The organism is Kamptonema formosum PCC 10802, from assembly GCF_000332335.1.
Taxonomy (GTDB): Bacteria; Cyanobacteriota; Cyanobacteriia; order Cyanobacteriales; family Oscillatoriaceae; genus Oscillatoria.
This window is the reverse complement of record NZ_KB235948.1, coordinates 3,371,364-3,394,605: the sequence shown is the minus strand read 5'-3', so window position 1 is coordinate 3,394,605 and position 23,242 is coordinate 3,371,364. Positions and strand designations below refer to the sequence as shown.

The 23,242-nt window shown below is 56.0% G+C and carries 22 protein-coding genes, 1 tRNA gene and 1 pseudogene; 9 read left to right on the top strand and 15 right to left on the bottom strand.

Going from position 1 to position 23,242, the window contains the following annotated elements; genetic code table 11:
- The first annotated feature begins 136 nt into the window (after positions 1-136).
- Entirely contained in the window at positions 137-1,183 is a 1,047-nt protein-coding gene (locus OSC10802_RS0114470) for a M42 family metallopeptidase (RefSeq protein WP_017717482.1), read from the top strand.
- Between the two features lie 148 nt (positions 1,184-1,331).
- Positions 1,332-1,404, top strand: a tRNA-Glu gene (locus tag OSC10802_RS0114465).
- Positions 1,405-1,558: 154 nt separating this feature from the next.
- Here OSC10802_RS0114465 and OSC10802_RS0114460 read toward each other — a convergent pair.
- Both OSC10802_RS0114460 and OSC10802_RS0114455 read right to left on the bottom strand, forming a co-directional pair.
- Positions 1,559-3,238 (bottom strand): ABC1 kinase family protein, encoded by a 1,680-nt coding sequence (locus tag OSC10802_RS0114460; RefSeq protein WP_026098477.1) that lies wholly within the window; start codon positions 3,236-3,238, stop codon positions 1,559-1,561.
- A gap of 220 nt (positions 3,239-3,458) precedes the next feature.
- Positions 3,459-5,579 (bottom strand): ATP-binding protein, encoded by a 2,121-nt coding sequence (locus OSC10802_RS0114455; protein WP_026098476.1) that lies wholly within the window; start codon positions 5,577-5,579, stop codon positions 3,459-3,461.
- An 832-nt stretch (positions 5,580-6,411) separates the two neighbouring features.
- On the opposite strand from OSC10802_RS0114455, the gene OSC10802_RS0114450 reads away from it, so the two are divergent.
- A complete protein-coding gene (locus OSC10802_RS0114450; protein WP_026098475.1) occupies positions 6,412-6,972 on the top strand; it encodes a glutathione S-transferase family protein in 561 nt (186 codons plus the stop codon).
- A 192-nt stretch (positions 6,973-7,164) separates the two neighbouring features.
- On the opposite strand, the gene OSC10802_RS0114445 is transcribed toward OSC10802_RS0114450, so the two are convergent.
- The 4 genes from OSC10802_RS0114445 to OSC10802_RS40185 all read right to left on the bottom strand — a co-directional run bounded on the left by OSC10802_RS0114445 (position 7,165) and on the right by OSC10802_RS40185 (position 10,118).
- Positions 7,165-7,302, bottom strand: a complete 138-nt coding sequence (locus OSC10802_RS0114445) for a photosystem II reaction center protein K (RefSeq protein ID WP_009768893.1) — start codon at positions 7,300-7,302, stop codon at positions 7,165-7,167.
- 60 nt (positions 7,303-7,362) lie between these two features.
- The gene (gene tgt / locus OSC10802_RS0114440; protein WP_017717478.1) at positions 7,363-8,484 is read right to left on the bottom strand and encodes a tRNA guanosine(34) transglycosylase Tgt; all 1,122 of its coding nucleotides are present in this window, start codon (positions 8,482-8,484) and stop codon (positions 7,363-7,365) included.
- A 334-nt stretch (positions 8,485-8,818) separates the two neighbouring features.
- Entirely contained in the window at positions 8,819-9,298 is a 480-nt protein-coding gene (locus OSC10802_RS0114435) for a hypothetical protein (RefSeq protein ID WP_017717477.1), read from the bottom strand.
- 49 nt (positions 9,299-9,347) lie between these two features.
- Positions 9,348-10,118: a zinc ribbon domain-containing protein gene (locus OSC10802_RS40185; RefSeq protein WP_232731857.1), complete on the bottom strand. Its 771-nt coding sequence runs from the start codon at positions 10,116-10,118 to the stop codon at positions 9,348-9,350.
- A 29-nt stretch (positions 10,119-10,147) separates the two neighbouring features.
- Here OSC10802_RS40185 and OSC10802_RS54455 point away from each other — a divergent pair, with 29 nt between their 5' ends.
- The gene (locus OSC10802_RS54455; protein WP_017717475.1) at positions 10,148-10,312 is read left to right on the top strand and encodes a hypothetical protein; all 165 of its coding nucleotides are present in this window, start codon (positions 10,148-10,150) and stop codon (positions 10,310-10,312) included.
- Positions 10,313-10,452: 140 nt separating this feature from the next.
- Here the strand turns inward: OSC10802_RS54455 and OSC10802_RS54450 are convergent.
- Positions 10,453-10,566 (bottom strand): annotated as a pseudogene (locus OSC10802_RS54450) (hypothetical protein); the annotation flags it as partial.
- Here OSC10802_RS54450 and OSC10802_RS54445 point away from each other — a divergent pair.
- On the top strand, positions 10,547-10,753 hold the full coding sequence (locus tag OSC10802_RS54445) for a hypothetical protein (RefSeq protein ID WP_232731856.1): 207 nt from the start codon (positions 10,547-10,549) through the stop codon (positions 10,751-10,753). The pseudogene OSC10802_RS54450 and the gene OSC10802_RS54445 overlap by 20 nt on opposite strands.
- A 90-nt stretch (positions 10,754-10,843) precedes the next feature.
- Here OSC10802_RS54445 and OSC10802_RS54440 read toward each other — a convergent pair whose 3' ends face one another.
- Positions 10,844-11,062 (bottom strand): MerR family DNA-binding transcriptional regulator, encoded by a 219-nt coding sequence (locus OSC10802_RS54440; protein ID WP_232731678.1) that lies wholly within the window; start codon positions 11,060-11,062, stop codon positions 10,844-10,846.
- 185 nt (positions 11,063-11,247) lie between these two features.
- Here OSC10802_RS54440 and cobS point away from each other — a divergent pair, with 185 nt between their 5' ends.
- Complete coding sequence (cobS, locus tag OSC10802_RS0114420; protein WP_017717473.1) at positions 11,248-12,054, top strand: adenosylcobinamide-GDP ribazoletransferase; 807 nt, start codon at positions 11,248-11,250, stop codon at positions 12,052-12,054.
- 134 nt (positions 12,055-12,188) lie between these two features.
- Here the strand turns inward: cobS and OSC10802_RS0114415 are convergent, their stop codons facing one another.
- The 5 genes from OSC10802_RS0114415 to OSC10802_RS40175 all read right to left on the bottom strand — a co-directional run bounded on the left by OSC10802_RS0114415 (position 12,189) and on the right by OSC10802_RS40175 (position 17,437).
- Entirely contained in the window at positions 12,189-12,644 is a 456-nt protein-coding gene (locus OSC10802_RS0114415) for a helix-turn-helix domain-containing protein (protein WP_017717472.1), read from the bottom strand.
- Between the two features lie 108 nt (positions 12,645-12,752).
- Positions 12,753-12,923 carry a hypothetical protein gene (locus OSC10802_RS54435; RefSeq protein WP_232731677.1) on the bottom strand — a complete coding sequence of 57 codons (171 nt, stop codon included), beginning with the start codon at positions 12,921-12,923 and terminating at the stop codon, positions 12,753-12,755.
- A gap of 156 nt (positions 12,924-13,079) precedes the next feature.
- The gene (locus tag OSC10802_RS0114410) at positions 13,080-13,556 is read right to left on the bottom strand and encodes a hypothetical protein (protein WP_017717471.1); all 477 of its coding nucleotides are present in this window, start codon (positions 13,554-13,556) and stop codon (positions 13,080-13,082) included.
- Positions 13,556-14,749, bottom strand: coding sequence for a serine/threonine-protein kinase (locus OSC10802_RS40180; RefSeq protein WP_017717470.1), 1,194 nt, complete (start codon positions 14,747-14,749; stop codon positions 13,556-13,558). The genes OSC10802_RS0114410 and OSC10802_RS40180 overlap by 1 nt, the downstream gene beginning before the upstream one ends.
- A gap of 147 nt (positions 14,750-14,896) precedes the next feature.
- Entirely contained in the window at positions 14,897-17,437 is a 2,541-nt protein-coding gene (locus tag OSC10802_RS40175) for a PP2C family protein-serine/threonine phosphatase (protein ID WP_017717469.1), read from the bottom strand.
- A 765-nt stretch (positions 17,438-18,202) separates the two neighbouring features.
- On the opposite strand from OSC10802_RS40175, the gene OSC10802_RS44370 reads away from it, so the two are divergent.
- Positions 18,203-18,547 carry a hypothetical protein gene (locus OSC10802_RS44370; RefSeq protein WP_017717468.1) on the top strand — a complete coding sequence of 115 codons (345 nt, stop codon included), beginning with the start codon at positions 18,203-18,205 and terminating at the stop codon, positions 18,545-18,547.
- Between the two features lie 229 nt (positions 18,548-18,776).
- Here the strand turns inward: OSC10802_RS44370 and OSC10802_RS0114390 are convergent, their stop codons facing one another.
- Positions 18,777-19,121, bottom strand: coding sequence for an NAD(P)H-quinone oxidoreductase subunit M (locus tag OSC10802_RS0114390; protein WP_017717467.1), 345 nt, complete (start codon positions 19,119-19,121; stop codon positions 18,777-18,779).
- A gap of 64 nt (positions 19,122-19,185) precedes the next feature.
- On the opposite strand from OSC10802_RS0114390, the gene OSC10802_RS0114385 reads away from it, so the two are divergent.
- A complete protein-coding gene (locus tag OSC10802_RS0114385; protein ID WP_017717466.1) occupies positions 19,186-21,114 on the top strand; it encodes a polysaccharide biosynthesis protein in 1,929 nt (642 codons plus the stop codon).
- 95 nt (positions 21,115-21,209) lie between these two features.
- On the opposite strand, the gene OSC10802_RS0114380 is transcribed toward OSC10802_RS0114385, so the two are convergent.
- Positions 21,210-21,764, bottom strand: a complete 555-nt coding sequence (locus OSC10802_RS0114380; RefSeq protein WP_017717465.1) for a LeuD/DmdB family oxidoreductase small subunit — start codon at positions 21,762-21,764, stop codon at positions 21,210-21,212.
- 379 nt (positions 21,765-22,143) lie between these two features.
- On the opposite strand from OSC10802_RS0114380, the gene OSC10802_RS0114370 reads away from it, so the two are divergent.
- Positions 22,144-22,995 (top strand): hypothetical protein, encoded by an 852-nt coding sequence (locus OSC10802_RS0114370; RefSeq protein ID WP_017717463.1) that lies wholly within the window; start codon positions 22,144-22,146, stop codon positions 22,993-22,995.
- Positions 22,996-23,242 lie beyond the last annotated feature (247 nt).

Here is a 23,242-nt window from a genome sequence, read left to right as displayed (position 1 = left end):
TGAGGCGATAGCTTGACTGCCAACCGTATTATAGTACTGAGAAACCCGGTTTCTTAAAGAAACCGGGTTTCTGGTTCCGCAGCGGTTGCGCAAATGATTTAGGCGTGCTATATTAAGTTAATTCACTGCATTGAACATGTCTTTCCCAGATTACGACCGGCTGTTTGCCACCATAGAAGAGTTAGTGCTGCACCACTCACCGAGCGGTGTGGAGGGAGAAATTGACCGGCTGTTAATGAAGCGATTTGCCGAGTCGGGCGTGGAAGCGTGGATCGATCCCGCCGGCAATGCTATCGCTAAAATCGCCGGTGCCAATAGCGGGCGAGCCATCGCCATCACCGCCCACAAAGACGAAATTGGCGCAATGGTTAAGACGGTTGGCGACGGAGGGCGGGTGGGAGTTCGCAAGTTGGGCGGCGCGTTTCCGTGGGTGTATGGCGAAGGGGTGGTGGATTTGCTGGGAGATGCCGAAACGATCAGCGGCATCCTCAGTTTTGGCTCGCGCCACGTCTCCCACGAATCCCCCCAAAAAGTCCTGCAAGAGGAAGTGGCTTTGAAGTGGGAGAATGCCTGGATAGAAACAAAACGCACACCTGAGGAGCTGGAAGCTGCCGGCATTCGACCGGGAACCCGCGTCGTGGTGGGCCTTCACCGCAAGAAGCCGGTGCGCCTGAAGGATTATATTGGCAGCTACACCCTGGACAACAAGGCGTCCGTGGCCATTTTGCTGGCCCTGGCCCAGCTCGTGAGACAGCCGCCGGTAGATATCTATCTGGTGGCTTCCGCCAAGGAAGAGGTGGGGGCGATTGGGGCGCTCTACTTTGCCAACCGGCAGCCGGTGGGGGCGCTGATTGCTCTGGAAATTTGTCCCCTGGCGGAGGAGTATCCGATTAAAGATGGGGAAGTGCCGGTGCTGCTGTCTGCGGATGGCTATGGCATCTATGATGAAGACTTGAATGGCCAGTTGCGGCAAGCCGCCGGTCGGGCGGGGGTGCCGGTGCAGCTGGCGGCGATTGCCGGTTTTGGCAGCGACGCCTCCATCGCCATGAAATTTGGCCATATCGCCCGTGGCGCTTGCCTGGGGTTCCCCACCCAAAACACCCACGGCTACGAGATAGCCCATTTGGGGGCAATCTCCAACTGCATCCGCATCCTGCAAGCCTACTGCCAAGGCCCGCTGTAACGTGGCCAATGGCCGGTCGGCCAGCTCGCAGAAGGCCCGAAAAAATTTTTTGAAAAATTCTCAGAAAAAGTATTGACAGAGCCGGTGAGATTGGTTAAGGTATAAAAGGTGCGAGACAAGCGCCCTCCCAACAGGGAGTCAGCGACGCGCCCCCATCGTCTAGAGGCCTAGGACACCTCCCTTTCACGGAGGCGACGGGGATTCGAATTCCCCTGGGGGTATTTAAAAATTTGCAAAATGGCTATTGACAATTTGCCAATGGCCATTTTGCATTGGTGGGTATTGGGCATTTGGCATTGGCTTTGCCCTAAAACCTGACAGACGCCGCTGAGTCAATGCCCTATGCTCTATGCCCAATGCCCCATGCGCCAAAATTTATTTCTCAGCCAGCTTGTCCAGTTTTTCCTTAACCGCCAAATCGATTAAAGAGCGAAGCAAAGCCAAAAAACCCGCTCCAGAGAGGGAAAAAGCCGCAAAAGCGCCGGCTTTGAAACCCCCGACAACCAGCACCGCACCAGAGAGCAAAGTAAATCCAGTCAAACAGGCATAAATCAAACTTTTCAGGGCTATATTAATGCGTTTGAGAGTGCGTTCAGTCTCCAGCGCTCGCACGCGCACCACCAACTCGCCCCGCTCAATGCGCTCTTCCAAGCGCCGCATTAAAACTTCCGCCGTACTGGGCTGCTGCAACCGATATCTGATGAACTCCCGCGCTTGTCTTGCCAGTTCTCCTAGCGCCTTTCCCTGTCCTTGAGCCACCGTGACACTTTTCACAAAAGGCTGAGCGGCGGCGACAATGCTGTATTCCGGATCTAGCGAGCGAGCGATGCCGTCGAGAGTCGTCAGTGACTTCAAAATAAAGGTCATCTGTGCCGGCAAGCGAAAAGGCTGCTGCTCGAACATCACGTACAGTTCGCTCTTGATTTCATTAAAAGCCTGAAAATCTACAGGCTTTTCTGTAAACTTTTCCAGCAGGAAGGAAATCAGGCGGCGCACCGGCATCATATCCGAAACCGGCTCAATCAGCCCCATGCGAATCAGCGTATCCACCACAGTATCCGTATCCTTTCGCAGCACAGCAAAGAACGTTTTAATCATCTGTTCTTTTGCCAGCGCCTTCACCTCTGCCATCATCCCAAAGTCATAAAAAACCAGACTGCCATCAGGAGTCACAGCCAGATTTCCCGGATGGGGGTCAGCTTGGAAGAAGCCATCCTGCAACAGCTGCTTCAAATAGCAGCAAATTCCTAGCTGGTTGAGCTTCTTAACATCTACGCCACAGGCTTCCAGAGTTTGCCGGTCATCCACCTTAATTCCCGGCAGATATTCTATCGTCAGCACCTTTGAAGTCGTGTGCCGCCAGAAGACTTTGGGCACAACAATCCGGGAGTAGCCGCTGAAGTTCGCTCGAAAGCGGTCGGCATTCTTCCCTTCTTGGATGTAGTCTATTTCCTGATAGAGGATATAAAAGAACTCATCATAAATAGCCTCCAAGTCATACTTTCTTATCTCTTTAAAATGCCGCTGGCAGAAGCGCATGACTTTGCGCACAGCTTTCACGTCCACATCAAATAACTTTTTCAATCCGGGACGCTGCACTTTCACGACCACATCTTCCCCCGTGTGCAGCCGCGCCTTGTGCACCTGACCCAAGCTAGCTGCAGCAATGGGAAACCGGTCAAAATCCCGATACAGAGCGTTGATAGAGCTGCCCAGTTCAGATTCAATGATAGCGATAGCTTCTTCAGCACTAAATGGCGGCACGCTATCCTGTAACTTCGCCAACTCCTCCACATATTCTAAAGGAAGAATATCCGCGCGGGTAGACAGCGCCTGACCAATTTTAATAAAAGTCGGCCCTAAATGGAGCAGAGTGCGAACTAACCACTCCGCCCGACGCTTTCTCTGAGTGGGGGAACTGTTTCCAGTTATCCCATCCCACCACAAGTAGAACATGAACTTCCCTGCCGCAGCAAAAACGTCTCTCTGACGCGCCAGCGGAGAATATCTGGGCCTTTGCCAGCGAAGAGGCTTAGGCGCTGCTTTTACGAGCATACGGTTTATTCTTAGAGTTGGCCCACCGGCATTATTTTCCCGCCGCACATTATAACACTTTTCAATGATTTGTAAAATTCTCCCTCTTCTCTTTCCTTGGCGTTCCTTGACGGCGGCGGTTTATTTAAAAAATAACTCTCACAAATCCGAATCGCTACAGTGGGGTGAACTCCGCTGCAAAAATCCCCCTCCGGTGTGCGGGGAGGGGGTTTCCAGAGCTTCAGACCTTTGTGGTGTCCAGGATCTGGGGTAAAGTCAGGGTGAAGCAGGTTTCCCAAGAGGTCGAGCCCTCCAGGGGGCTGCTGGAAACCTCAATCGCACCATTGACGTGCCCGACCAGGCACTTGACCAGAGCCAGACCCAAGCCGGTGCCGGCAATTGCCTGGTCGGTCACCCCCTGTCCCCGGCGGAACTTATCAAAGATATAGGGTAACTCTTCTGGGGAGATCCCCGGGCCGGTGTTAGAGAGGCTGAGGACAATTTGAGGGATATTTTGATAGGATTGGTGGTAGCCGCGCAAAACCGCAGTCGTTCCCGGTGCGGAGTATTTGCCGGCATTCGTCAGCAGCTCTTGCAGGATGCGCTGCAAGCTGTCCCTGTCCGTCTGGAGTTTCAGCGATAGCTTGGGCAAATCCACCGCCAGCTTCAATCCCTTATCGGCCCAGCTCTCCTCAAAAGACTGGACTAACTCAGCGATTAAATCTTTGATGTCAATTTTTTCCACATGCACCGGCACTTTTTGCGACTCCAGCTTCTGCAGCGCCAGCAAGTCATTAATCAGATTGGTTTCCTGGTTGCACTGCTGCTCCAAAATATCCAAATACCTGTCGCGCTTCTCTGCCGGCAGGCCGGGCTGGCGCAGCATGCGGATGGCCAGGGTCATGCTGGTCAGGGGAGTCCGCAGCTCGTGACTCATGGTCGAGAGGAATTCGTCCTTGAGCTGGTTGAGCCGGCGCAGCTGGTCGATTTGCTGGCGGGTTTTTTCGTAGAGTTTCGCTTGAACTTCCAGACTGCGCTGCAGCTGAGAGGTGCGCTCCTCAACGAGGGCTTGCACGTGCTGGATGGTCTGGCTCTGGATAATAGCGGTGCTCAGTTGGGCCCCGACTAATTCTACCAGTTCCAATTCCTCTGCGGCCCACAGACGGGGCTGGGAGTGTTGCAGCAGCAAGAAGCCCAGAACGGTGGCGGCAGCCGGCCCTTTGCTGGTGCCCCCCACCAAGGGGACTAAAAGCAGGGCCGGCATCACCTCTGGAGTGAAGATCGAGGCCACACTGAGCTGTGAGTCCGCGCCGATGGCCTCGCCAAAGTTGGGGATCGCCAGTGGTCTGGGAGCCTCTGTGAAGGCTTGCTGGAACAGAGCGCACTCCGACAGCCAGAAGGACTGGTTTGATATCGCGCCTGCCGGTTGAGGCTGGGGATTGGCCCGCTCTGGCCCCTCACCGGCACCCAACACCTGGCAAACTATCGTCGCCTTAGCCTTGGGAATGCGTTTTGCCTGCGCCGCCGGCTGACGGGTGGCGAACAGGGGGTCTGCATATTTCAGCATCAGGATCGCACCTCTTGCCACCCGGAGGGTTTGGGCAATCCCATCTATGGCCATTTGAAAAATCTGGTTCAGGTCGAGGGCGTTATGGATAGCCACAGTTAACTGGTTGATCAGGGTGCGGTGTTGAGCGAAGGCACTCACCTGCCCCTGTAAAGACCCGATCTCCCTGTTGTGCACCACTTGAGAGATGGCTATCGCCACAGAGTCTGACACTGATTTGAGTAATTCCCTTTCTGGATCTGTCCAGCAGTATGGCTGCGCTCGCATCACAATAATCTCCCCATTCACCTGACCCTGAAACTGCGTTCTGATGCCCAAAACCGCCCTGACTTGCAGCGCTTGCCACACATCAAGCCTGCAGCCCTGCTCCGAAGTGGCCTCCAGGTCACCAATGGCCAAGAGTTCGCCCTCAGCCCGCCCGAGAGCGGACAGGGGGGCACCGGCGCGAGGGATCGCCACCTCGGACAGCACCGCTTGCAGGCGGCAAGGATATGCGTGCAGCGTTTGAGTCGTGGCTGAGTTTAGGCTCTGCTGAACCGCAACCAAACAGCCGTCTGCCTGAAACGCTTGCCCCACGGCGGTTGCCACCCCGCTGAGCAAGGTTTCCGCACAGGCGGCGGTGCGGATTATCTGGGCAATTTGTCGCTCTAAATCAGCGGCATCCGATCGAGACTGCGTGAGTTGGGCCCAGTGGGTCTGTGCGGGAACCAGTTCAGCAGCGCCGGCACACTGTGCCCTGAAAGGTTCTGCCATCACTGGCGCTATTCCGCTTGTTTTAATATTGTGCTGAGACACGGGTTTCCTTCCCCTTTTCGATCCAGAACCGTCCAGCTCAGCCTTTGGGGCCAGCCCGCTCCCTTCCGCCAGACCCTTTCCAGCATTTTCACCGGTTCTCCGTGAATATACTGGCTCTTCCGGCGGCTCTTGGCCAGTTCTCTGCCGACCTGAGTTGTTTTCTGCGAATTTATCCGGCATTAGATCGCCCCAGGTGCCATCCTCGGCACATAGCACATCGCCCGAACCTACAAACAGAGTTCCCATTTCACTCGCGCTAATCTCTAGATCGATGGCGTTCTAAATTAACAAAACAATTAGACCCATCAAACTCCCTCGCTCCCTGCTAACTGTGTCTGATCCAGATTACACCGCACCCAACCCAGACAGCATCCGTGATTTCGCGCTCCTTTTCAGTTCCCCCCTCTCACTGACGCGCCCGCGACCGGCTGTTAATCTTTTTTTCATTCTTTGTTCTTAATTTGCAATTGTCAAGAGGAGAGACTTGTGCGGCCACTGCCTGTCAGTCACAAGCGGTTCGAGTTCGGCTGCTGACCAAACCCCCTGCAACTCCCCCGAGCTGCCAGCGCTCAATGTTATAAAAACTAATTAAACAATCTTACTGGTTTTTACATTTCGTTACAGCAGCTCCGCTGGCGCTGCTGTAATATTAATTCCTATAAACATCCCTCTTTTATTTAAAGGAATACTGCTGTACACTCATCAAAAAGCCCAAAAGTCAAAGAGACGCGCAGCAGTTCCCGGCCCGACCCGGTAGCGACAGCCCCTGCCGCCAGGAGCGCCGCAATTGGCTTAACATCTGAATGGGTAGTTACAGGTGAAAAATATAGCCGTGCTGAAACTGTATGGCGGTGCTCGCAGCCGCGCCTCGATTGTCCAGTGGTACTTGGAAGAACTTCAAGTTCCTTACGAATTTGTCTTGCTCGACCTGCAAGCCGGTGCCAACCGAGAACCAGAATTCCTCGCCATCAACCCCATGGGGAAAGTCCCCGCCATCGTCGATGGCGACTTGAAACTCTGGGAGTCTGGCGCAATTCTGCTTTATTTAGCCAGCAAATATGGCAAAATGCCCGCTTCTGTGGAGAAGCAAGCTGAAATAACCCAGTGGGTGCTATTTGCCAATGCCACCCTAGGGCCAGGGATCTTTATCGAAGCCAGCCGAGAGCGGGAAACGCCCCGCTTGCTGACGCCGCTCAATGAAATTTTCGAGCGCCAGCCCTTCCTGACCGGCGAGGAGTTTACAGTAGCAGATGTGGCAGTGGGGTCAATTCTAGCCTACATCCCCATGATGCTCAAACTGGACCTGAGCGCTTACCCAGCTGTTTTGGACTGCATCAAACGCCTGTCAGAGCGACCGGCATTCCAGAAAGCGATTGGCTCCCGCGCCAAATAGCGGTCCGGGGGGAGATGGGATGGGAGCGGGGGAGAGGCTGACTCTTGCACAGACGCGAGAGATCGCCTCTGTGAGATCGAAAAGCCACCGCAGGGTTCGGGATGGCAACAGAAAAGCTGTTTCTTCTGCCCTCCCCCAGCTTGCCTGGCCCAATCGACCGCCCCCACCCCCCAGCCAATGCCTGCGCGGGATTTATCGGAAACCCACCGCTGCCTGCCACACGAAAGCCAGCAGCAGGAAAAACACGGGGATAATCGGCAGAACGTCCACCAGGGGGTCAAAAATTGAGTAAGCTTCCGGCAGTTTTGCCAACAGCAGAGCCGCTTCCATCACTAAATCTACCTCTTCAACACAGCTTTAAGAATTGAGAAGTATCTTAACACGAGCCGCTCATAAATGAGCCGGCTCGCGACCGAGCCAGCCGGCAAATTCCTCCGCAAACCGGTCGGCCACAATAGCGTCCCGAATCCGGCGGTTGAAGCGAATCAGTTCCGTGACGTTGTGAATGGACAGCAGCGTGTAGGCCAGAACTTCCCGCACGCGCACCAGATGGCACAGATAAGCGCGGCTGAAGTGCCGGCAAGTGTAGCAGGGGCAGGACTCGTCCAGGGGCGCGAAATCCTCCCGGAACTGAGCGTTCTTAATATTCCAGCGCTCCCCGCGCACCATCACGGTCCCGTGACGGGCCCAGCGAGTGGGAATCACGCAGTCAAACATGTCCACACCGGCAGCCACAGCCCTGACCATTTCCCGGTAAGTGCCCACTCCCATCAGGTAGCGGGGTTTTTCCTTTGGCAGCAGCGGCGCTGTTTGCCCGACTGTGTGCGAGATCTGGTCTGCTGGCTCCCCCACACTGACCCCCCCGATCGCGTAACCGGGCAAGTCCAGCTCACTGAGAGCTTTCGCCGCAGCGGCGCGCAAATCGAGATAGGCTCCGCCCTGAACAATCCCAAACAAAGCCTGGTCAGGACGCCGGTGGGCCTCAATACAGCGCAGCAGCCACTGGTAAGTCCGCTTCGTGGCCACCTCCACCTCTGACCGGGCAGCTGGGTAAGGCGGACACTCATCAAAGGCCATAATCACATCCGCCCCCAGCTGATTTTGAATCTGAACCGATCGCTCCGGGGTGAGGTGGATCATCTGGCCATCTCTGGCCGAGCGAAACGTTACGCCGTCATCGGTGATGCGGCGCAGCTGGCTCAAGCTAAAGACTTGAAAGCCCCCGGAATCCGTGAGCAGCGGGCCATCCCACCCCATAAACCGGTGCAGCCCACCGGCAGCCGCCACAATCCCCTCCCCAGGCTGCAAGTGCAGGTGATAGGTATTTCCCAGCACCATCGTTGCGCCGGTGGCTCGCAACTGCTCGGGCGTGAGAGTTTTGACAGTTGCCACAGTTCCCACCGGCATGAAACAGGGCGTTTCCACCGGCCCGTGGGGAGTCATAAACACGCCGGCTCGCGCCTGCGTTTGGCTGCAGCAGCTTACGCACTGAAAACTAAAATTGTCAAGCAAAATTAACAGAAAGTAGGTAAATTGTCAAGTGAGAAACTGCTTATAAAGCAATTGTTCAGGCCAGCAGGGGGTGAGAGACCGGCGGTCTTGTGCTGGGGCAACTGATATGTAAGGTCCCACCAAAGAACCGGGTTTCTGGCTTTTTCACTGTTGTTTACAAACACTATCGAGAGACGCCGGAGCTTTGCGGTCGTTGAAAAATTGGCTACCCAAGGGAACAAATCGCTACAAGCGAGAAAAGCCATGAAAATCCCATGCCCCATGCCCCATGCCTGCCCCCATGCCAGGCACTCCTATTGTCAGCGAGGAACTGTAAAGTTTCTCAACTCACCCCTCAGAATGGCAAAGAGCCAAAATCGTCGATTTCCGCATCCAACTTGGCGCAGAGCACTTGAGTGAGCAGGGCTTCCAAAGAAGCCGCACTGAACTGGCCACTGTCTCGCTCTCGCACGGGGTCAGACAGCGCGATCAGCCGCAGTTGGCGACCTTCCTGAATCAGGTCGAAACAAGCCTCTTGCCCGTCAGACTGTTGGAGTTCTAAACAGTCAAAACTGCAGACATTGAGATAGAGGGCGCGGTTAGCCACGAGGGTTGACCGCATGGGGTCGGCAAAAACCTCCAGCACGTATCCCTCACCCTGACTTTGCAGTTGGCCATCTACCGTGTGGCTGTAGCGAACCCGGCCCAGATCGGCCAGCAGCCGCAGCATATCTCGCTTGTTGACGACGGTACCAGTGTCGATGATGCAGGGAGCAGGCACCCTTGCATTCGGTCGAAACACACTGTCGCGTCCCGCTTCGCTATCGGAATTCATAGGAAACAAGCCTCTGGAGTTTTATCCGATACATTTTTGCTAGCAATTCCTAAGAGTTGCTACCAAATACATAAGCTGGGAGTCTAGCTCTCAGCCAAAGCGTATCAACCAATGCCCGCAGGAAAATCCCGCGAGCACCATTTAGATCCCTGTCCATGACCCGACCGTCGATTTTGGACTTAATAACTCTCGCTCCACCGATTTTGACAATCTCACCAGTCGGGGAGACAGTTTTGGAGGTGTAGGCTTCATTGATGTCGGACAGGAGGATTTTGCCTGTCTCCCAAGCTTTCCACTCCAAGTGCTTCTTGAACGTATCGTGAGATAGGGCCAGCATCTGGCGCACGGTCTTGGACTTGATTTTGCGCCGGGACTTGCTCACCATCTGGGATGACTCAAAACTGGGCAGGAGAATTACGTCAAAGTGTTCGACGAGGAATTTGGCAGTCTTGTAGTGCAGCTCTTTGACCAGGTACTGCACTTTGCAGCGAATGCGGCCAGCAGCTTTTCTTAAGCGCCACTTCTGGGCTGACAAGGCTTGGCTAATTTTTGAGACAAGGCGGTCAAGCTTAAAGCAGAGCTTCTGGATTTGCAGGTTGGCGTCATTGCCAATCGGCACACAAGACGATTCAGAGAAGAAGGTTATGAACGTGCGGACACCGGGAGCTAAGGCAACCACCCGCCCTTGGTTCTCGGACTGGAGCGGCTGCACTTCTTGGGAGCAAATCAGGGAATACTCCCTGTAAGCCATCGTTAAACGGCCATCGCTGAAATCTGGTGGGAGGGATAGCTCCTGACGGAGCCGCTGCGCTAACGGCAAAGCGCATCTCTCCCAAGAGCGTGTAATAAATGCCACGCTCACTGATTGCCGACTTGGGAATGAAAATTGTTTGCCGCCTGTCCCTGCGGCTGCGGAACTTGCATTTACGAAATTGGCCGTCTTTGGCAAATCCGCATTTGGCTTCTCGGACTGCGGTGCAAGCGTCCTTCACGGCAATCTTTTTGATTTGGTAAGGCACGGGCTTTGCCCATTCAGGCATAGCTCCCATAATGATGGGCGCAACAGCCATCCAATTTGCCTTTGTCCCTGGCTCTTGAAGGTGCTTAAAAGTCGAATTGTAAGTATATCGGGACACGCCAAACCATTGCCTTAGGAGCGAGCGCTGGCTAGGACTTGGGAATATCCGGAGCTTCCGAGATTTCCTTGCGATATCGCAATCGCCCGTGCATACGGCAGCTGTAGCTTGCTTGAGCGAAGCGGCAGACATGGAGGATGGCGAGAAGATCCTCTCTGATTTCGGATTCCGGGCAGTGAGGGGGTTGGCTGAGAACCAGGAGTTTTCCACCGTTTTGCTGCACCATGAAGTCAAACAGCTCGAATCCAAATCAGCACAGCCTGTCACGGCAGGCAACCACAATTGTGAGCTTATCGCCGCGCATAAGCCTGAGCAGTAAGGCGCGCAGCCCTTTTCGCCTGAAGTTAAGTCCTGAGCCGATGTCTTGGATGATTTCGGCCCCGGGGTAGCGCTCTGGCATGAATTCGATTTAACGGGTAAGGTCGTCTCCTTGCTTTGCTGAACTGACTCGGCAGTAGCAAATAGTCGCAGTTGAAGCTGAATCCCCTCCCATCCCCCCAACGTCAAAGAGGCGCTGCCCATTAGGCGTGCGGATGCTTTTGATTTGGCCTTCATCGGCGTACTTCCTGAGAGTCTTTGGGTGCAGTCCAAAAAATTCAACTGCTTTGCGCAATAGGACGCAAGCCATGAAAAAAGTCTAGCACAACTCTATCTAATGATAGCAAATCGTCTGCTGCTGTCAACCTTCCCTGACGGCACAATCAGCAGCATCCAGTGGGTGCCGTGGGGAGGGGGACGGATGTTATCGCTACAATTCAGGCACAGGTATTGGGGGCAAGCACTCCCAAAGCACAGAAAAAAATAAGAATTGATATGGCGGAGTATCAGCGGTTCACCGACAGGGGTTTTGAGTTTTTGCGCTCCTCTGGAACAGCCCTGGCGGCGGCGGTGGCGTTCTACACCTGTTTGCCGGTCCCACAGGCTTGGACAAAGGATTTTCGGGGCGTTGCCCGTCTCGCACCGGCCATTGGGGTGATGATTGGCGGACTTTTGGGGCTTTTGGATGCCGGCTTGCAGCTGCTCGGCATGCCGGTATTAACCCGGTCCGCTTTGGTGGTGGTGGCTTGGATTGCCCTCACCGGCGGACTTCACCTTGACGGCGCGATGGATACCGCCGACGGGCTAGCAGTGTTGGACCCCAACCGGCGTCTGGAAGTGATGGCCGACAGCCGCACCGGCGCTTTTGGAGCGATGGCGGCAGTGGCCCTGATGCTGCTGAAAACCGCCGCCCTCCACGATTTAGAAGCGTGCCGCCCGCTAGCCATTATGGCCGCAGCGGGCTGGGGCCGGTGGGGCCAGCTGGTGGCCATCGCTCGCTATCCCTACCTGAAAGCCACCGGCAAAGGTGCGATTCACAAAGCCTCCGCCCGCTCCCCCCTGGATTTGCTTCCCGGACTGCTGTTGCTGCTGGGACTCAGTGCGGTGCAAATTGCCCTCGCTCCCAACCGCTGGCGGCTGGCTGCCGGCATGGCCACTGGCGGCGGTGCGATTGCTGTCCTCGCCGGTGCCTGGTTTAACCGCAAATTAGGGGGCCACACCGGCGACACCTACGGGGCGGTGGTGGAGTGGACTGAGGCGCTGTTGCTCTGCCTGCTCACCGGTCTTGGCAATTGGCTTTAAATCATTGGGGGAAGTTGGGAATTGGGCATTGGGCATTGGGCATTGGGCATTGGGCATTGGGCATTGCACCCCATGCCCCATCACCCGCTGCCCCCATACCCGGTTTTTCAGATTTCAAAGCACCCCAAAACTATTCAACGCGCTTTAAGGCGGCGCGGGCGGGCGACGCTAACACCCAGGCGCTGCAGGTAGTCCCAGCCTCGCTGATCCGGCACCTGACGCCCGAGCTTGTCCGCCATCCACTCCGCCACCTTGCGGCTATTCCAGGGCCCGCCATCGGGCGCGGGCCCTTGCAGGGCTTGCAAGAGTTCCTCCTGCTGCTGTTCGGACAGCAGCGGCTCACCCCCTGGATTTTCGTGCCGCCTATCTCCAAGCCCATCCGGGCCGTACTGGTTGTAGCGACCGGCAATTTTCCGCACCCAGGTGGCAGAGTAGCCGGTTGCCTCCACCACGGCGCGAGTCGGTTTGCCTTGGGCGAGGAGCCAGACAATCTGCCAGTGGCTGCGGGCCACCGGATCTTTGGCTTTGCGATACCTAGTCTCTAGCTCTTTCAGGCTCAAGTGGGGTTCGATTGACAGTCGTTTGGGCATTAGACAATTCTATAGTCGGAAATTGTCTGCTCAATCATAAACGATTTGTTCTGCGGTCATTGGTGGGTTGGTTTACCGGACACAAGCTCCGGTGTGGGGTCACTCTCCTCACACAGACGCGACTGGTCTGCAAGTGTGGCGTCGGGAATCGAGATATCCGCGCACCGGTCGGATTCCCACAAGCCTCACCAGCCGCCGGGTGAGGGGGATGCCGGTGTGCAGTTTGGTGTTCCGCTGAACACGCCGGTTAAAAGCGTAACGGTTTATACAGTCATGCAATGAAATGGAATCCTTAAAATCTTAATACATTTTATTTGCGATACATACCTATCCGATCATTCCCAGGCAGGGCTTGTATACGGCGGTATTGAGGCTCTGCCCCTTTCAATGTACAAGCAGATTAAAAGTCTAAAAGCTTAACTGAGTTGCCTTAGCTCACTGGGACGATTCCGCCGGTACCGGCTGAGTTGTTGCCGGTGCTCCGCCATCTTGAGCGGGGTCAGGACACTCACCCAGCGGCACAAGTGTCGGGTCGGGCATCTCGACAGCCACAGGGAGAAGCTTCTCTTCGAGCACCCATCCGGTGTCCCCGGGTCGCACCGGCAGCGGTGCCGGGGATTGAGATGCCGGTGTTTCCAGGGTTGCGGTAGCGGATTTGCCAAGGGGGGGCGCTGTGCGCGGGGTTGGGGTTGTGGGTTTGCCGGCAGGTGCCGGTTTGTCCGGACTGTTTTTCTTGGGAGACACAGGATTGTTTTCATCTGGCCCTGATGCCGGCCTGCCGGCACCGGCAGGCGTCCAGCAGACCTTCAGCCTTACCGATTTAAACGTCTCGTCTGTCCTGAGGACTTGCAAAACACTGCCGGCGGGAACAGTCCCGATAACTTCTTGCAGTTCCGGGTTGCGAAACAGCACTACCGGCTCTTGCCAGTGCGGTCGATTACGATTAGGGAATTAATCTTGTACTTGAGTTCAGGAATAATCTTGTCCTTGAACTCAGGAATGAAAAAGTAGGCAAGTGCGGGAACCCCGACTCCCAGGAGTAAAGCAATTAACAGCAGGATAGGGAGTGGGCTCACGGCGGGGAGAGGGTGGGGCAATAACACCGGCGGCGGAATTGCTGCGAGAAGCGGGCGCAAAGGCAGCAGTGCCGGTGCATTAGCAGGAGCGGAATTAGGAGATGGGGAAACTGGAACAGGTGGCTTAGGCGGATACAAAGCGCGGTTAATCTCTGCCAGCTTTTGCAAAATCTCCTTGGCTGTTTGAGGGCGCTGACTGGCTAAACGCACCATAAGACTGTCGATCAAATCTGCAAATACAGGCGAGATGCCTGCCGCACTGTTCCGCCAGCGCAACTCGTCAGTCGTAGCGTCATAAAATTCTCCAGGCTCTTTACCTGTGAGTAAATAAACAAAAGTCCGCCCCAAGGCAAAGAAATCCGATTGCGGCACAGCCTGACCGTTAATTTGCTCTGGTGGGGTGTACCCGGCAGAAACCACTCCCGTCACTTGCCCGGCAGCTTGTTTCGCCACATAAGTTCCTGTAACTGCCCGCACCGTGCCAAAATCAATCAGCACCAGATTTCCATCAGCCCTCAGCATAATATTAGACGGCTTGATATCCCGATGAAAAAAGTTCTGGCTGTGCACTTCTTGCAGAACTGCAGCCAGCTGAGTCAGCCATTCGATTGCCACTTTCTGGCTGATGGGGCGATTTGGCCGCAGCTGTTGGTACTCAGACAAATCCAGCCCCTCTATTTTTTCCATTACCAGACAGTGCAATGGCTCGGTGCTGTTTTTGGGGGAGAAGGTGAAATAGGCATCTGGTTCAACTCTGGGAATGCCAGGATGATTCAGCTGGCTTAGGACTAGGGCTTCTCGCTGGAATAGCTCTAGATATTTGGGATGATTGTTAATCAGGATTTTGAGGACTTTGGGGGTGCCGTCGCGGTCGCTCACCTCAAAAGTTTTGCCACAGCCACCTTGTCCGAGAAGACGCATGACCCGATAGCGTGCTTCCAAGAGCAGTTCCGAGCCACAGCTAGAGCAGAACATCTGGGTGTCGCGATTTTGGGGGTTTGGGAACTTGGGGTTAATGCAGTGGCTCATAGATCGAGGAAGCGGCAGATTGAGACTGTGGTAAATCTCGCACAGAAATTGCCGCCACTCAATCCAAATGCCCCGCAGCGGCTGCTGCGCCAGATAAAATATAGCAGTGCAATTAAACAGAATAACTCTTAACTGAGCTGCAGGGGCTCACTGGGGCGATTCCGCCGGTGCCGGCTGAGTTGTTGCCGGTGCTCCGCCATCTTGAGCGGGGTCAGAACACGCACCCTCCGGCACAAGTTCCCGGTCGGGTATCTCGACAGCCACAGGGAGAAGCTTCTCTTCGAGCACCCATCCGGTGTCCCCGGGTCGCACCGGCGGCGGTGCCGGGGATTGAGATGCCGGTGTTTCCAGGGTTGCGGTAGCCGATCTGCCAAGGGGTGGCGCTGTGCGCGGGGTTGGGGTTGTGGGTTTGCCGACAGGTGCCTGTGCCGGTTTGTCCGGACTGTTTTTCTTGGGAGATACAGGATTGTTTTCTTCTGGCGCTGATGCCGGCCTGCCGGCACCGTCAGGCGTCCAGCAGACCTTCAGCTTTACCCACTTGAGCGTCTCGTGTTTCCTGAGGACTTGCAAAACACTGCCGGCGGGAACAGTCCCGACTACTTCTTGCTCTTCGGCTTTGCTGAACAGCACGACTGGATCGCTCTTGACCTGAGCGTTTTCTGCGGGAGGATTGGCGATTCGTATCAGCGAACCGGAAGCCAGAGATGCGGGGGAAGCACTGGCAGATGGGGTGGCGGGTGCCGGCGTGCCGGTGGAACCTTGCTCAGAACTGGAATTGCCAGTGCGGCTGATTAGGGAACTAATCTTCTCCTTGAGATCGGGAACAATCTTCTCCTTAAACTCAGGAATGAAAAAGTAGGCAAGTGCCGGAACCCCCACTCCCAGGAGTAAAGCAATTAACAGCAGGATAGGGAGTGGGCTCGCGCCGGTGAGAGGGCGGGACACCATCAAGGTGCGTCCGCGTGACGAACCGGGATGGGGAGGCTGAATCAGGGTGGGGGCGGTCTGAGCAGTGGGATCGGAGCCTGGTGCGGGGGGAGGAACGGCGTCTAGCTCAGCGAGCAAAGATTGAAATGAAACTTCGGCGCTGCTGTTCTCCCTGACCTGACAGTAGAGGAGAGCGACAGTCACATTGTCGTGGCCATTTTCGCTGTTGCCGATGTCTACAAGTTTCTTGGCGCAGGTGTGGAGATCGCGAGTGTCTCCTAGCACCGGCAGAATTTCGCTTTCCCAGGATTGCTCAACTCGGTCGTTGTCGCTCAGGCCATCGGAGCAGAGCAGGAAAATGCAGTCTTCGTCCACAACAAAGCGCTGAGCGGTGGGGTGGAGCATGTTGGAGGCACCCATTCCCAAAGCTTGAACCAGGGAGCCGGCTGCCGGCTGCTGCACGGCATCGCGGTAGAGGGCGTATCCGAGGCGCACCTCCCGAGAGGCGACATCATCGTCGAGCGTCACCTGATAGCAGCCAGGGCGTGAGATCCAGTAGGCGCGACTGTCGCCGACATGGGTGATGTAGATTTCGTGAGCGCGGGCGACAGCCATCACCAGGGTTGTGCCCATGCGCTGGCGACCCTGGCGCTGTTCCTCATTATTGCGATCGCTGATGGAATCATTGGCAGCGCGGGCTGATTGTTCTAATTCTTCGATTAGGGTTTGAGGGGTTAAACCGGCTTGGCGAGACTGGAGATTTCCCACACGATTCTGGATGGTTTCAATCGCTGTTGCCGAGGCGACATTGCCGCCTTCATGTCCGCCAATGCCATCGCAAACAATAGTGAGAACTTCGGAAGTGGATTTCAATGTCAGGAATGCGCCGCTGTCCGGGTAGCAGGCGTCCTCGTTGCGCCGGCGCATCGGGCCGGTGTCGCTGAGGGTAGCAATCTGGCAGGTGCGTTCTTGGGTTTGCCCGCAAACAGCCAGAGCTTCATCCAACAGGTCCACCAGTTTTTCGGGGTGCAGGCGTCCCTCAACCAGCAGCTGGCAAAGTTTTTCTAGAAAGGGAAGAATCTGGGGTTTAGCCTGGGGAACCCATTTCGACCAAAGATGACCGAGTTCCGACAGGCTTCGGGGCTGCCGGTCGGGTTCAAGTTCCAGCAGCCGGACGATTTGCCCTTCGGCATGCAGCAGTTTTGGGTTCAGCAGGCTGGAGGCGACGCCTTCGGTGTGGCACGGCTGCCAGAGTTGAGCGATCTGCCACAGCCAATTCAGCTGGCGCATGGCGGTAGCCTCTTTCCAGGCGCTGTCCAGTTGGGGCCGCAGTTGGGCGGCGACCGGCGCGTTGGGGTTGGTGGCTGCGGCTTTTGGGGAACTTTCTGCAGCGATGGGAGCCCCCTCCAGCAGCCAGATGTCTTTTGTCTGGCGTACGGGGCGGGGCAGGTGCCCGTACACTTGGGGGACGTGCAGCCTGTAGGGGAAAAGTCTGAGATAGGGTGCGAGTTCCGGCGGAATTTCCTCGGGCATCGCTGGTGCGAGTCCGGGTTTGGTGTCGAGCAGAATGCGGTCACGCTTGACCCAGTAGCGGTCGGCTAATATTTCCCCAGGCTTACAGGCGGCGGCACCTGCGCCGATTGCCCACAGGTAGCGAACCGGCAGGGGTGTCCGGCATTTCTCGCAAAACCTGTTGCTCTCGGGATTGGGAGCCTGACAGGTAGGGTTAGAGCAGTTGATCTTTGCCACATTGTGTTGCATGGGGATTCCTCGCGCCTATCAGCCTGAGTTGCTTTAGCTCTAGTTAGCCGACGCCAAGAGAGGGCAGCGGTAGGGTGCGACGCTCAAATTCTTTAATAGGAGTGCCGATTCCGATTGTAGTGCCTGACAAAGAGCGCGGATTGAGTTTTGACATTTGACTGGCGTGCCCGCACTGTTAGAGTTACTTTTATTGTGGCGCAGCAGCCCGCAGACTTTCACGCCGCGCCCGGCGCTGCCCGAGCTACTGTCCAGAACTGTCGCGCCGGGGGCTAGCCGCTGAAACCGGGACAGTTTGTTCGCTTTGGCGCTATTCTCCCAAAGCCCGTGAGAGCCGCTGATCGCCACAGGGGGAGAGGCTGGCAAACGGGGTCGCTCCGAGAGGGGCTGGGACTGAACGCCTGTGTCCCGCTAAGAACTGGCAGCCCGCTAGGGGACCTCCCCCTGGGAGGAGCGGCGCGCCAGATTTTAGATTTGATGTTAAAGTGGCTGGAAATTTCCCTCAACAGTCCGCCCGTCAACCGCGACTGTGGGTCTTCCCCGTGCGACTCAAAGATGAGTTGAAAGAGTCCCTATCTGGAAAAGCTCAGGGGGCATCTCAGAACAGCAGCACACATTTCTCCGATCCCCTTCTGGGTAGGGCAGGGAGCGCCCAGGGACCCCGGGCCTGTGAGGCTGTTGGGAAAAATCTTCGGAGTTCCTGACAGCCAAAGCACTCTCACCGGCCTGCCACCGACAGCCCAGCACCTACCGAGGTCAGCAATCGCCATGCCCGCAGATAAATTCGACTCATTCCCCAACCCACCGAGATTAGAGCCAGAATGGCCCGACAGCCTGGAGATTGAGCAGTGGATCGCAGCGCTCAAGCAGTCTCAGGAGATGAATTATAAGATGATGAGTCTTAACGCTTGGGTGCTCTCTGAGACGATGGACCGGTTTGTCCCTGGTTTTTGGAGTCGCTTCATGGCCAATCGCCAAATCGCCCACAAACAGTTTTTGCAGCGAATGCAAAAGCGTCACAAGCCCGCCGGTGCCCCAAGCGACAGCCCTCACGCCGGCGGCACCGGTCAGGGCTTGGCCGAGGGCGAGACGACCGGCAGCAGCAGCCACTGAGGCTGTGCCAGCCACCCTCCCTTCGGGCCCTTCGCACTGAAGGGCCGCACTGAGATTCTATTCATTTAATTTGCTTATTTCGCTGCCGCCTGCCCTCCAGGTTCATTTCGCCTGCCGGTTGCCAAAAACAACATCTCATGATATAATATATCTCACCTCCTGTCGGGCGCAATGGCTTGCTGTCTGGGCTATCTCGCTTGTCTAATATGCAGATTTGATGCTAAAAAGTTTACGGGCTGTCTGGAGAAACTACCTGAGGGAGTCCCATACTGTAGTTGAGTGCCCGACTGTTAAGGTTGTAACTGATTTGGCCACGTTGGAGGAGGGAGCGCACAAAATGCTCCAAATCCGAACCAATCCGGCGGATGTTATATTCTGTCAAGTCAGCCCCGCTGCTGGAGTCCACCAGTTCCTCAAATTTGCGGTAGACCTGCTGCAGGGCGTCTGGATTCCAGTTCAGTTCATTGTCTGGATCGACGTCCAGGGTTAAGACCCGCTCGTTCGGAACGAGTTCGTTGTTCTCAACGTCGGCGGCAAATATGTGAATGTGGCGAGTTGTGGATTTCAGCAACATGGGACTAGATTGTATGCAAATCTTTACAAATACGACTTAAATCATAGCAACTAACAGAGCTCCCGTGAACTTAGCAATCAAATCCCTGGAAGCTGTACTTGAGACAGCGGCTTACTCTCTATCGAGACGGCAAAAGCGCTATATACTGATGGCCATCGATGCTGTCTTGCTGTTGCTGGCCATCTATTGGGCCCTGCTGCTCCGCTTTGGCTCTCTCGGCCCGATCCCACAAAACAATCGCTATGTCTGGTTAATTGCCATACTGATTGGTATCAAACTCATTTGCTTTCGCGCTATGGGGCTTTACCGCTCCATTCTGCGCTATACCGGCTTGGAGTTTTTGCTGACGGCTGTCCTCAAAGCCGTCGGGATCAGCTCGGGGCTGCTGATAATTATTGCTTATTTGTTTGTGTCCTGGCCACTGCCGCGCTCAGTTCTGGCCATCGACGCTATCCTGACCCTGCTGTTCGTGGTGGGCGTGCGGGTTGGTCTGCGCTGGCTGGTTTACGAGGTGACGGCTTACGCCCGTCGCGGTGCCTTTGCGGAGCGAGTGGTGATCTACGGTGCGGGAGCCACCGGCTCTCAACTGGCTCAATCGCTGGCGACGAACCCCGCCTATCGCCTGGTCGCCTTTGTGGATGACAGCCCCTCTCTGCACCAGCAAGTCGTTCACGGACTCACGGTTTACTCGCCGGCTGATTTGGCCAAACTCCGGGTGAAAAAGCCATTTGACACTATCCTGCTGGCCATGCCCTCTGCAGACGGCAAAACCCGACTTCAGATATTGCAGCGCTTGCAGCCCCTATCCGTGGCTGTGAAGACCGTACCCACCATTGGCGAAATTTTATCTGGCAAAGTCTCCATCAGTAAAATTCGCAACATTGATATTGCAGACCTTCTGGGTCGGGAAGAAGTTGCGCCGAATCTAGAATTGCTCCGGATGAATGTCATGGAGAAAAGCGTCCTGGTGACTGGCGCGGGCGGCTCGATAGGGTCTGAGCTGTGCCGGCAGATCGCGTCCTTGAAGCCCAAATGCCTGGTGCTTTACGAAGTCAGCGAGTTTGCCCTCTACAGCATTGACATGGAATTGTCTGAAACCCACCCAACGCTGAATAGGGTGGCCTGTTTGGGGTCTGTGACCGATGCCGCCCAGCTGATGGCCGTCTTGAGCAACTATGAAGTCGATACGGTGTATCACGCTGCTGCTTACAAGCACGTGCCCCTGGTAGAAGCCAACCCCCCTCAGGGTGTTTGGAATAACATTTTAGGGACTCTGACCGCAGCCCGCTGCTCGCTGGAGTGCGCGGTGAGCAAGTTTGTCTTGATTTCCACCGATAAAGCGGTTCGCCCCACCAATATTATGGGAGCGACGAAACGGGTGGCGGAACTGATCTTGCAGGCGCTAGCCGAGCGGCCAAAAACCACCACCTGCTTCACAATGGTTCGATTTGGCAATGTCCTCGACAGCAGCGGATCGGTGGTCCCCCGCTTCCGCAAACAGATTGCGGAGGGCAAACCGATTACACTGACCCATCCGGACATGACTCGCTATTTCATGTCCATCCCGGAAGCCGCTTCCCTGGTGATTCAGGCGGGAGCAATGGCCAAAGGGGGCGACGTCTTCTTACTGGATATGGGCGAGCCGGTGCGGATTTACGATCTGGCGGTGCAGATGATTTGCCTGAGCGGTTTGGAACCCGGGCAAGATGTTGAGATTCAAATCACCGGCTTGCGCCCGGGAGAAAAGATCCATGAAGAATTGCTAATTGACAGCGCCAAGGCCCGACCGACCAAGCATGCCAAGATTTTCTGCGCCCACGAGTCTAAAATCCGCTGGGAATTTTTGCAGCCTCGCTTGGAGGCGCTGTTCGCACAAGCTCGCCGAGGGGACGGTGACGGCATCCGGGCGGAGCTGCAGCATCTGGTGCCCGAGTACCAGCCAAAAACAGGGACAGTGCGTAACGGTGCCGCTAGGCGGGTATCCGCGCAATAGATAAACACTGTGGGGAGCCACACCAGAGCGCTCCCCTACAGGACGGGCCGGCTTGGCAGCGGTGACATGGCCGTCAGAGTGCCTGACGAACCCGCTCAGGATGGACTGGCGCTGGCAATCATGCCGGTACTGCGGGCGTAGGCAAAAATGCCACCGGCATCAATCACCGGCCCCACTTCTCCGAGGGGCTTGAGGTCATACGTCTTGCCGAGGCTGTGATTGATCAGTTGATTTTTTTCCAGATCGATGGTAACCTCTTGACCGGTTGCGAACTCGTCGCACAGCCGCCCCACACTTTCGCAGGGGTACAGTTCGCCGGTGGCGGCGCAGTTGCGGAAAAAGATGCGGGCGTAGGACCCGGCGACAACAGCCTGTACGCCTGACGCCCCCAAGGCTATCGGTGCGTGTTCCCGCGACGAACCGCAGCCGAAGTTTTCCCCTGCCACAATAATGGGGTAGCGGGTCTTCATTTCACCGGCAGCGATAAACTTGCCGTAGCGGTCTGGCAAGCCGACTAGGGCGTAGCTTCCCAGTTTTTCGTACTCGTCCGGCTTGGAGGGAACTAGGGTGAGGTATTCTGCTGGGATGATCTGATCGGTATCAATGTTGTCGTCCACTACAAAAATCGCGCCTGCAATGACTCTGCCCACTTTTCGATATCCCTGTTTTCCTTTAGCTGTTTAAACCAACCAGTTTGCATTGTAACCTGCTTGCGGGGCAACAAGTTTACCCGCATGGCAGCGGCACGGCGAGTCGGGACCGGCACTCCAGCAAAGCGCTTTGGGCGCTTTGGCCTCTCGGGCGCAAGTGAAACTGGAAAACCCCTCTGCCGTCCCCTGCGGGCGCGGGCGTCTGGGGGGGCTCGGGGCCCGCTTTGGGGATGGGGGGGGAGTGGGGCCACAGCGGGGTGCCGGGGGCAGTGGGCCCGAATCTTTGAGCCGGTACTGGAGGGCAGAAACCCAGATACTCTAGATATAACGGTGAAATCAACAAGTCAGGTTTAACTATCTATCAACTGCTGAACCAAACATGGCCAATTCCATCGATGACATTGCCAGACAGGCTCGCCAGGGAAGCGTTGCGGCGATTATTCAAATCCTCAATGAAAAACTCGCACACTGCGGTGTCAGGACCCGAGCCGTTTTGGATAATGGGGTGTTGCAGCTGCTGTGCGAGGCTCACAAGGCCGAACAGCTGGAACAATCTACCTTGGTCGAACGCATCCGGCAGATTCTAGAGTCACTGGCACCGCGCAATATTCGTCGAGTTAAGATCAACAGCCGGCTGGTCCGAGAACAGCAGTTACTCTGGCTCGAAGACATTAATCGCAACCCAGAAAAACACCTGCTCTGGTTCCAAGAAATCACCCTGGCCAAACCCAATATCATCCAGCGGCTGGCAGAAGATATCCAGAACCTCAGCGCGAAACCTGACGAGGCACCCCTGCCCCTGTCGGCTTCTTCAACTTCATCTTTGAATTTGGCCCGCGAGCAGCGCCAATTCTGGCGAGGCATTATGGTGGGCGGTGCCGGCTTGGGCTTGTTACTGCTGGTTTTGGGCTTGGCTGTCTCCAATACTCTCGGTCTGAAACTCGGCAGCCCGATAGAAGCGCCAAAGCCGGCTCCTGTGGCTGAGCCCTCCCCAAAGCCAGACCAGTTTGCAGACGCGGTGCGACTGGCTCAGCAGGCTTCCACCGCCGGCAAAACCGCCAAATCTCGCGCTGATTGGCTGGCTATCGCTGCCAAGTGGCAGCAGGCTGCAGATCTGATGGTGGCAGTACCGCCCAGCCATCCCCGCCACAAGATGGCTCAGGACCGGCAGAAGCTCTACCGTCAAAATAGTCAAAAGGCTCAACAGCAAGCGGAGAAAAAAGGGCTGTAGCTTGTCGCGAACAGACGGGCTGCCACCGGCCCTGTCCCGCCACTTGCCCTAAAGGCCAGGGCTAGCACCTCATCCCTTGGCACCATTCCCTGGCGCTGTCAGTCTTACTGCCCCGCAATACTAATATGAAATCCGGGTGTACGCTCTTTATCTGTCCATCGGATTTGAGATAAAGCCCTCAATGGGAACCGGGAAAAGAGCGGGTAGCTCAGAGCCGGTGAGGGGCTCAACATGACGGGCACTTGCA

Excerpts from the sequence above, each read along its gene's own strand:
- OSC10802_RS0114470 (WP_017717482.1), top strand. The coding sequence starts at position 137 with ATGTCTTTCCCAGATTACGACCGGCTGTTTGCCACCATAGAAGAGTTA.
- OSC10802_RS0114460 (WP_026098477.1), bottom strand. The coding sequence starts at position 3,238 with ATGCTCGTAAAAGCAGCGCCTAAGCCTCTTCGCTGGCAAAGGCCCAGA.
- OSC10802_RS0114445 (WP_009768893.1), bottom strand. The coding sequence starts at position 7,302 with ATGGAAGCGGCTCTGCTGTTGGCAAAACTGCCGGAAGCTTACTCAATT.
- OSC10802_RS0114435 (WP_017717477.1), bottom strand. The coding sequence starts at position 9,298 with ATGAATTCCGATAGCGAAGCGGGACGCGACAGTGTGTTTCGACCGAAT.
- OSC10802_RS54455 (WP_017717475.1), top strand. The coding sequence starts at position 10,148 with ATGCCACGCTCACTGATTGCCGACTTGGGAATGAAAATTGTTTGCCGC.
- OSC10802_RS54440 (WP_232731678.1), bottom strand. The coding sequence starts at position 11,062 with ATGGCTTGCGTCCTATTGCGCAAAGCAGTTGAATTTTTTGGACTGCAC.
- cobS (WP_017717473.1), top strand. The coding sequence starts at position 11,248 with ATGGCGGAGTATCAGCGGTTCACCGACAGGGGTTTTGAGTTTTTGCGC.
- OSC10802_RS0114415 (WP_017717472.1), bottom strand. The coding sequence starts at position 12,644 with ATGCCCAAACGACTGTCAATCGAACCCCACTTGAGCCTGAAAGAGCTA.
- OSC10802_RS40180 (WP_017717470.1), bottom strand. The coding sequence starts at position 14,749 with ATGAGCCACTGCATTAACCCCAAGTTCCCAAACCCCCAAAATCGCGAC.
- OSC10802_RS40175 (WP_017717469.1), bottom strand. The coding sequence starts at position 17,437 with ATGCAACACAATGTGGCAAAGATCAACTGCTCTAACCCTACCTGTCAG.
- OSC10802_RS44370 (WP_017717468.1), top strand. The coding sequence starts at position 18,203 with ATGCCCGCAGATAAATTCGACTCATTCCCCAACCCACCGAGATTAGAG.
- OSC10802_RS0114390 (WP_017717467.1), bottom strand. The coding sequence starts at position 19,121 with ATGTTGCTGAAATCCACAACTCGCCACATTCACATATTTGCCGCCGAC.
- OSC10802_RS0114370 (WP_017717463.1), top strand. The coding sequence starts at position 22,144 with ATGGCCAATTCCATCGATGACATTGCCAGACAGGCTCGCCAGGGAAGC.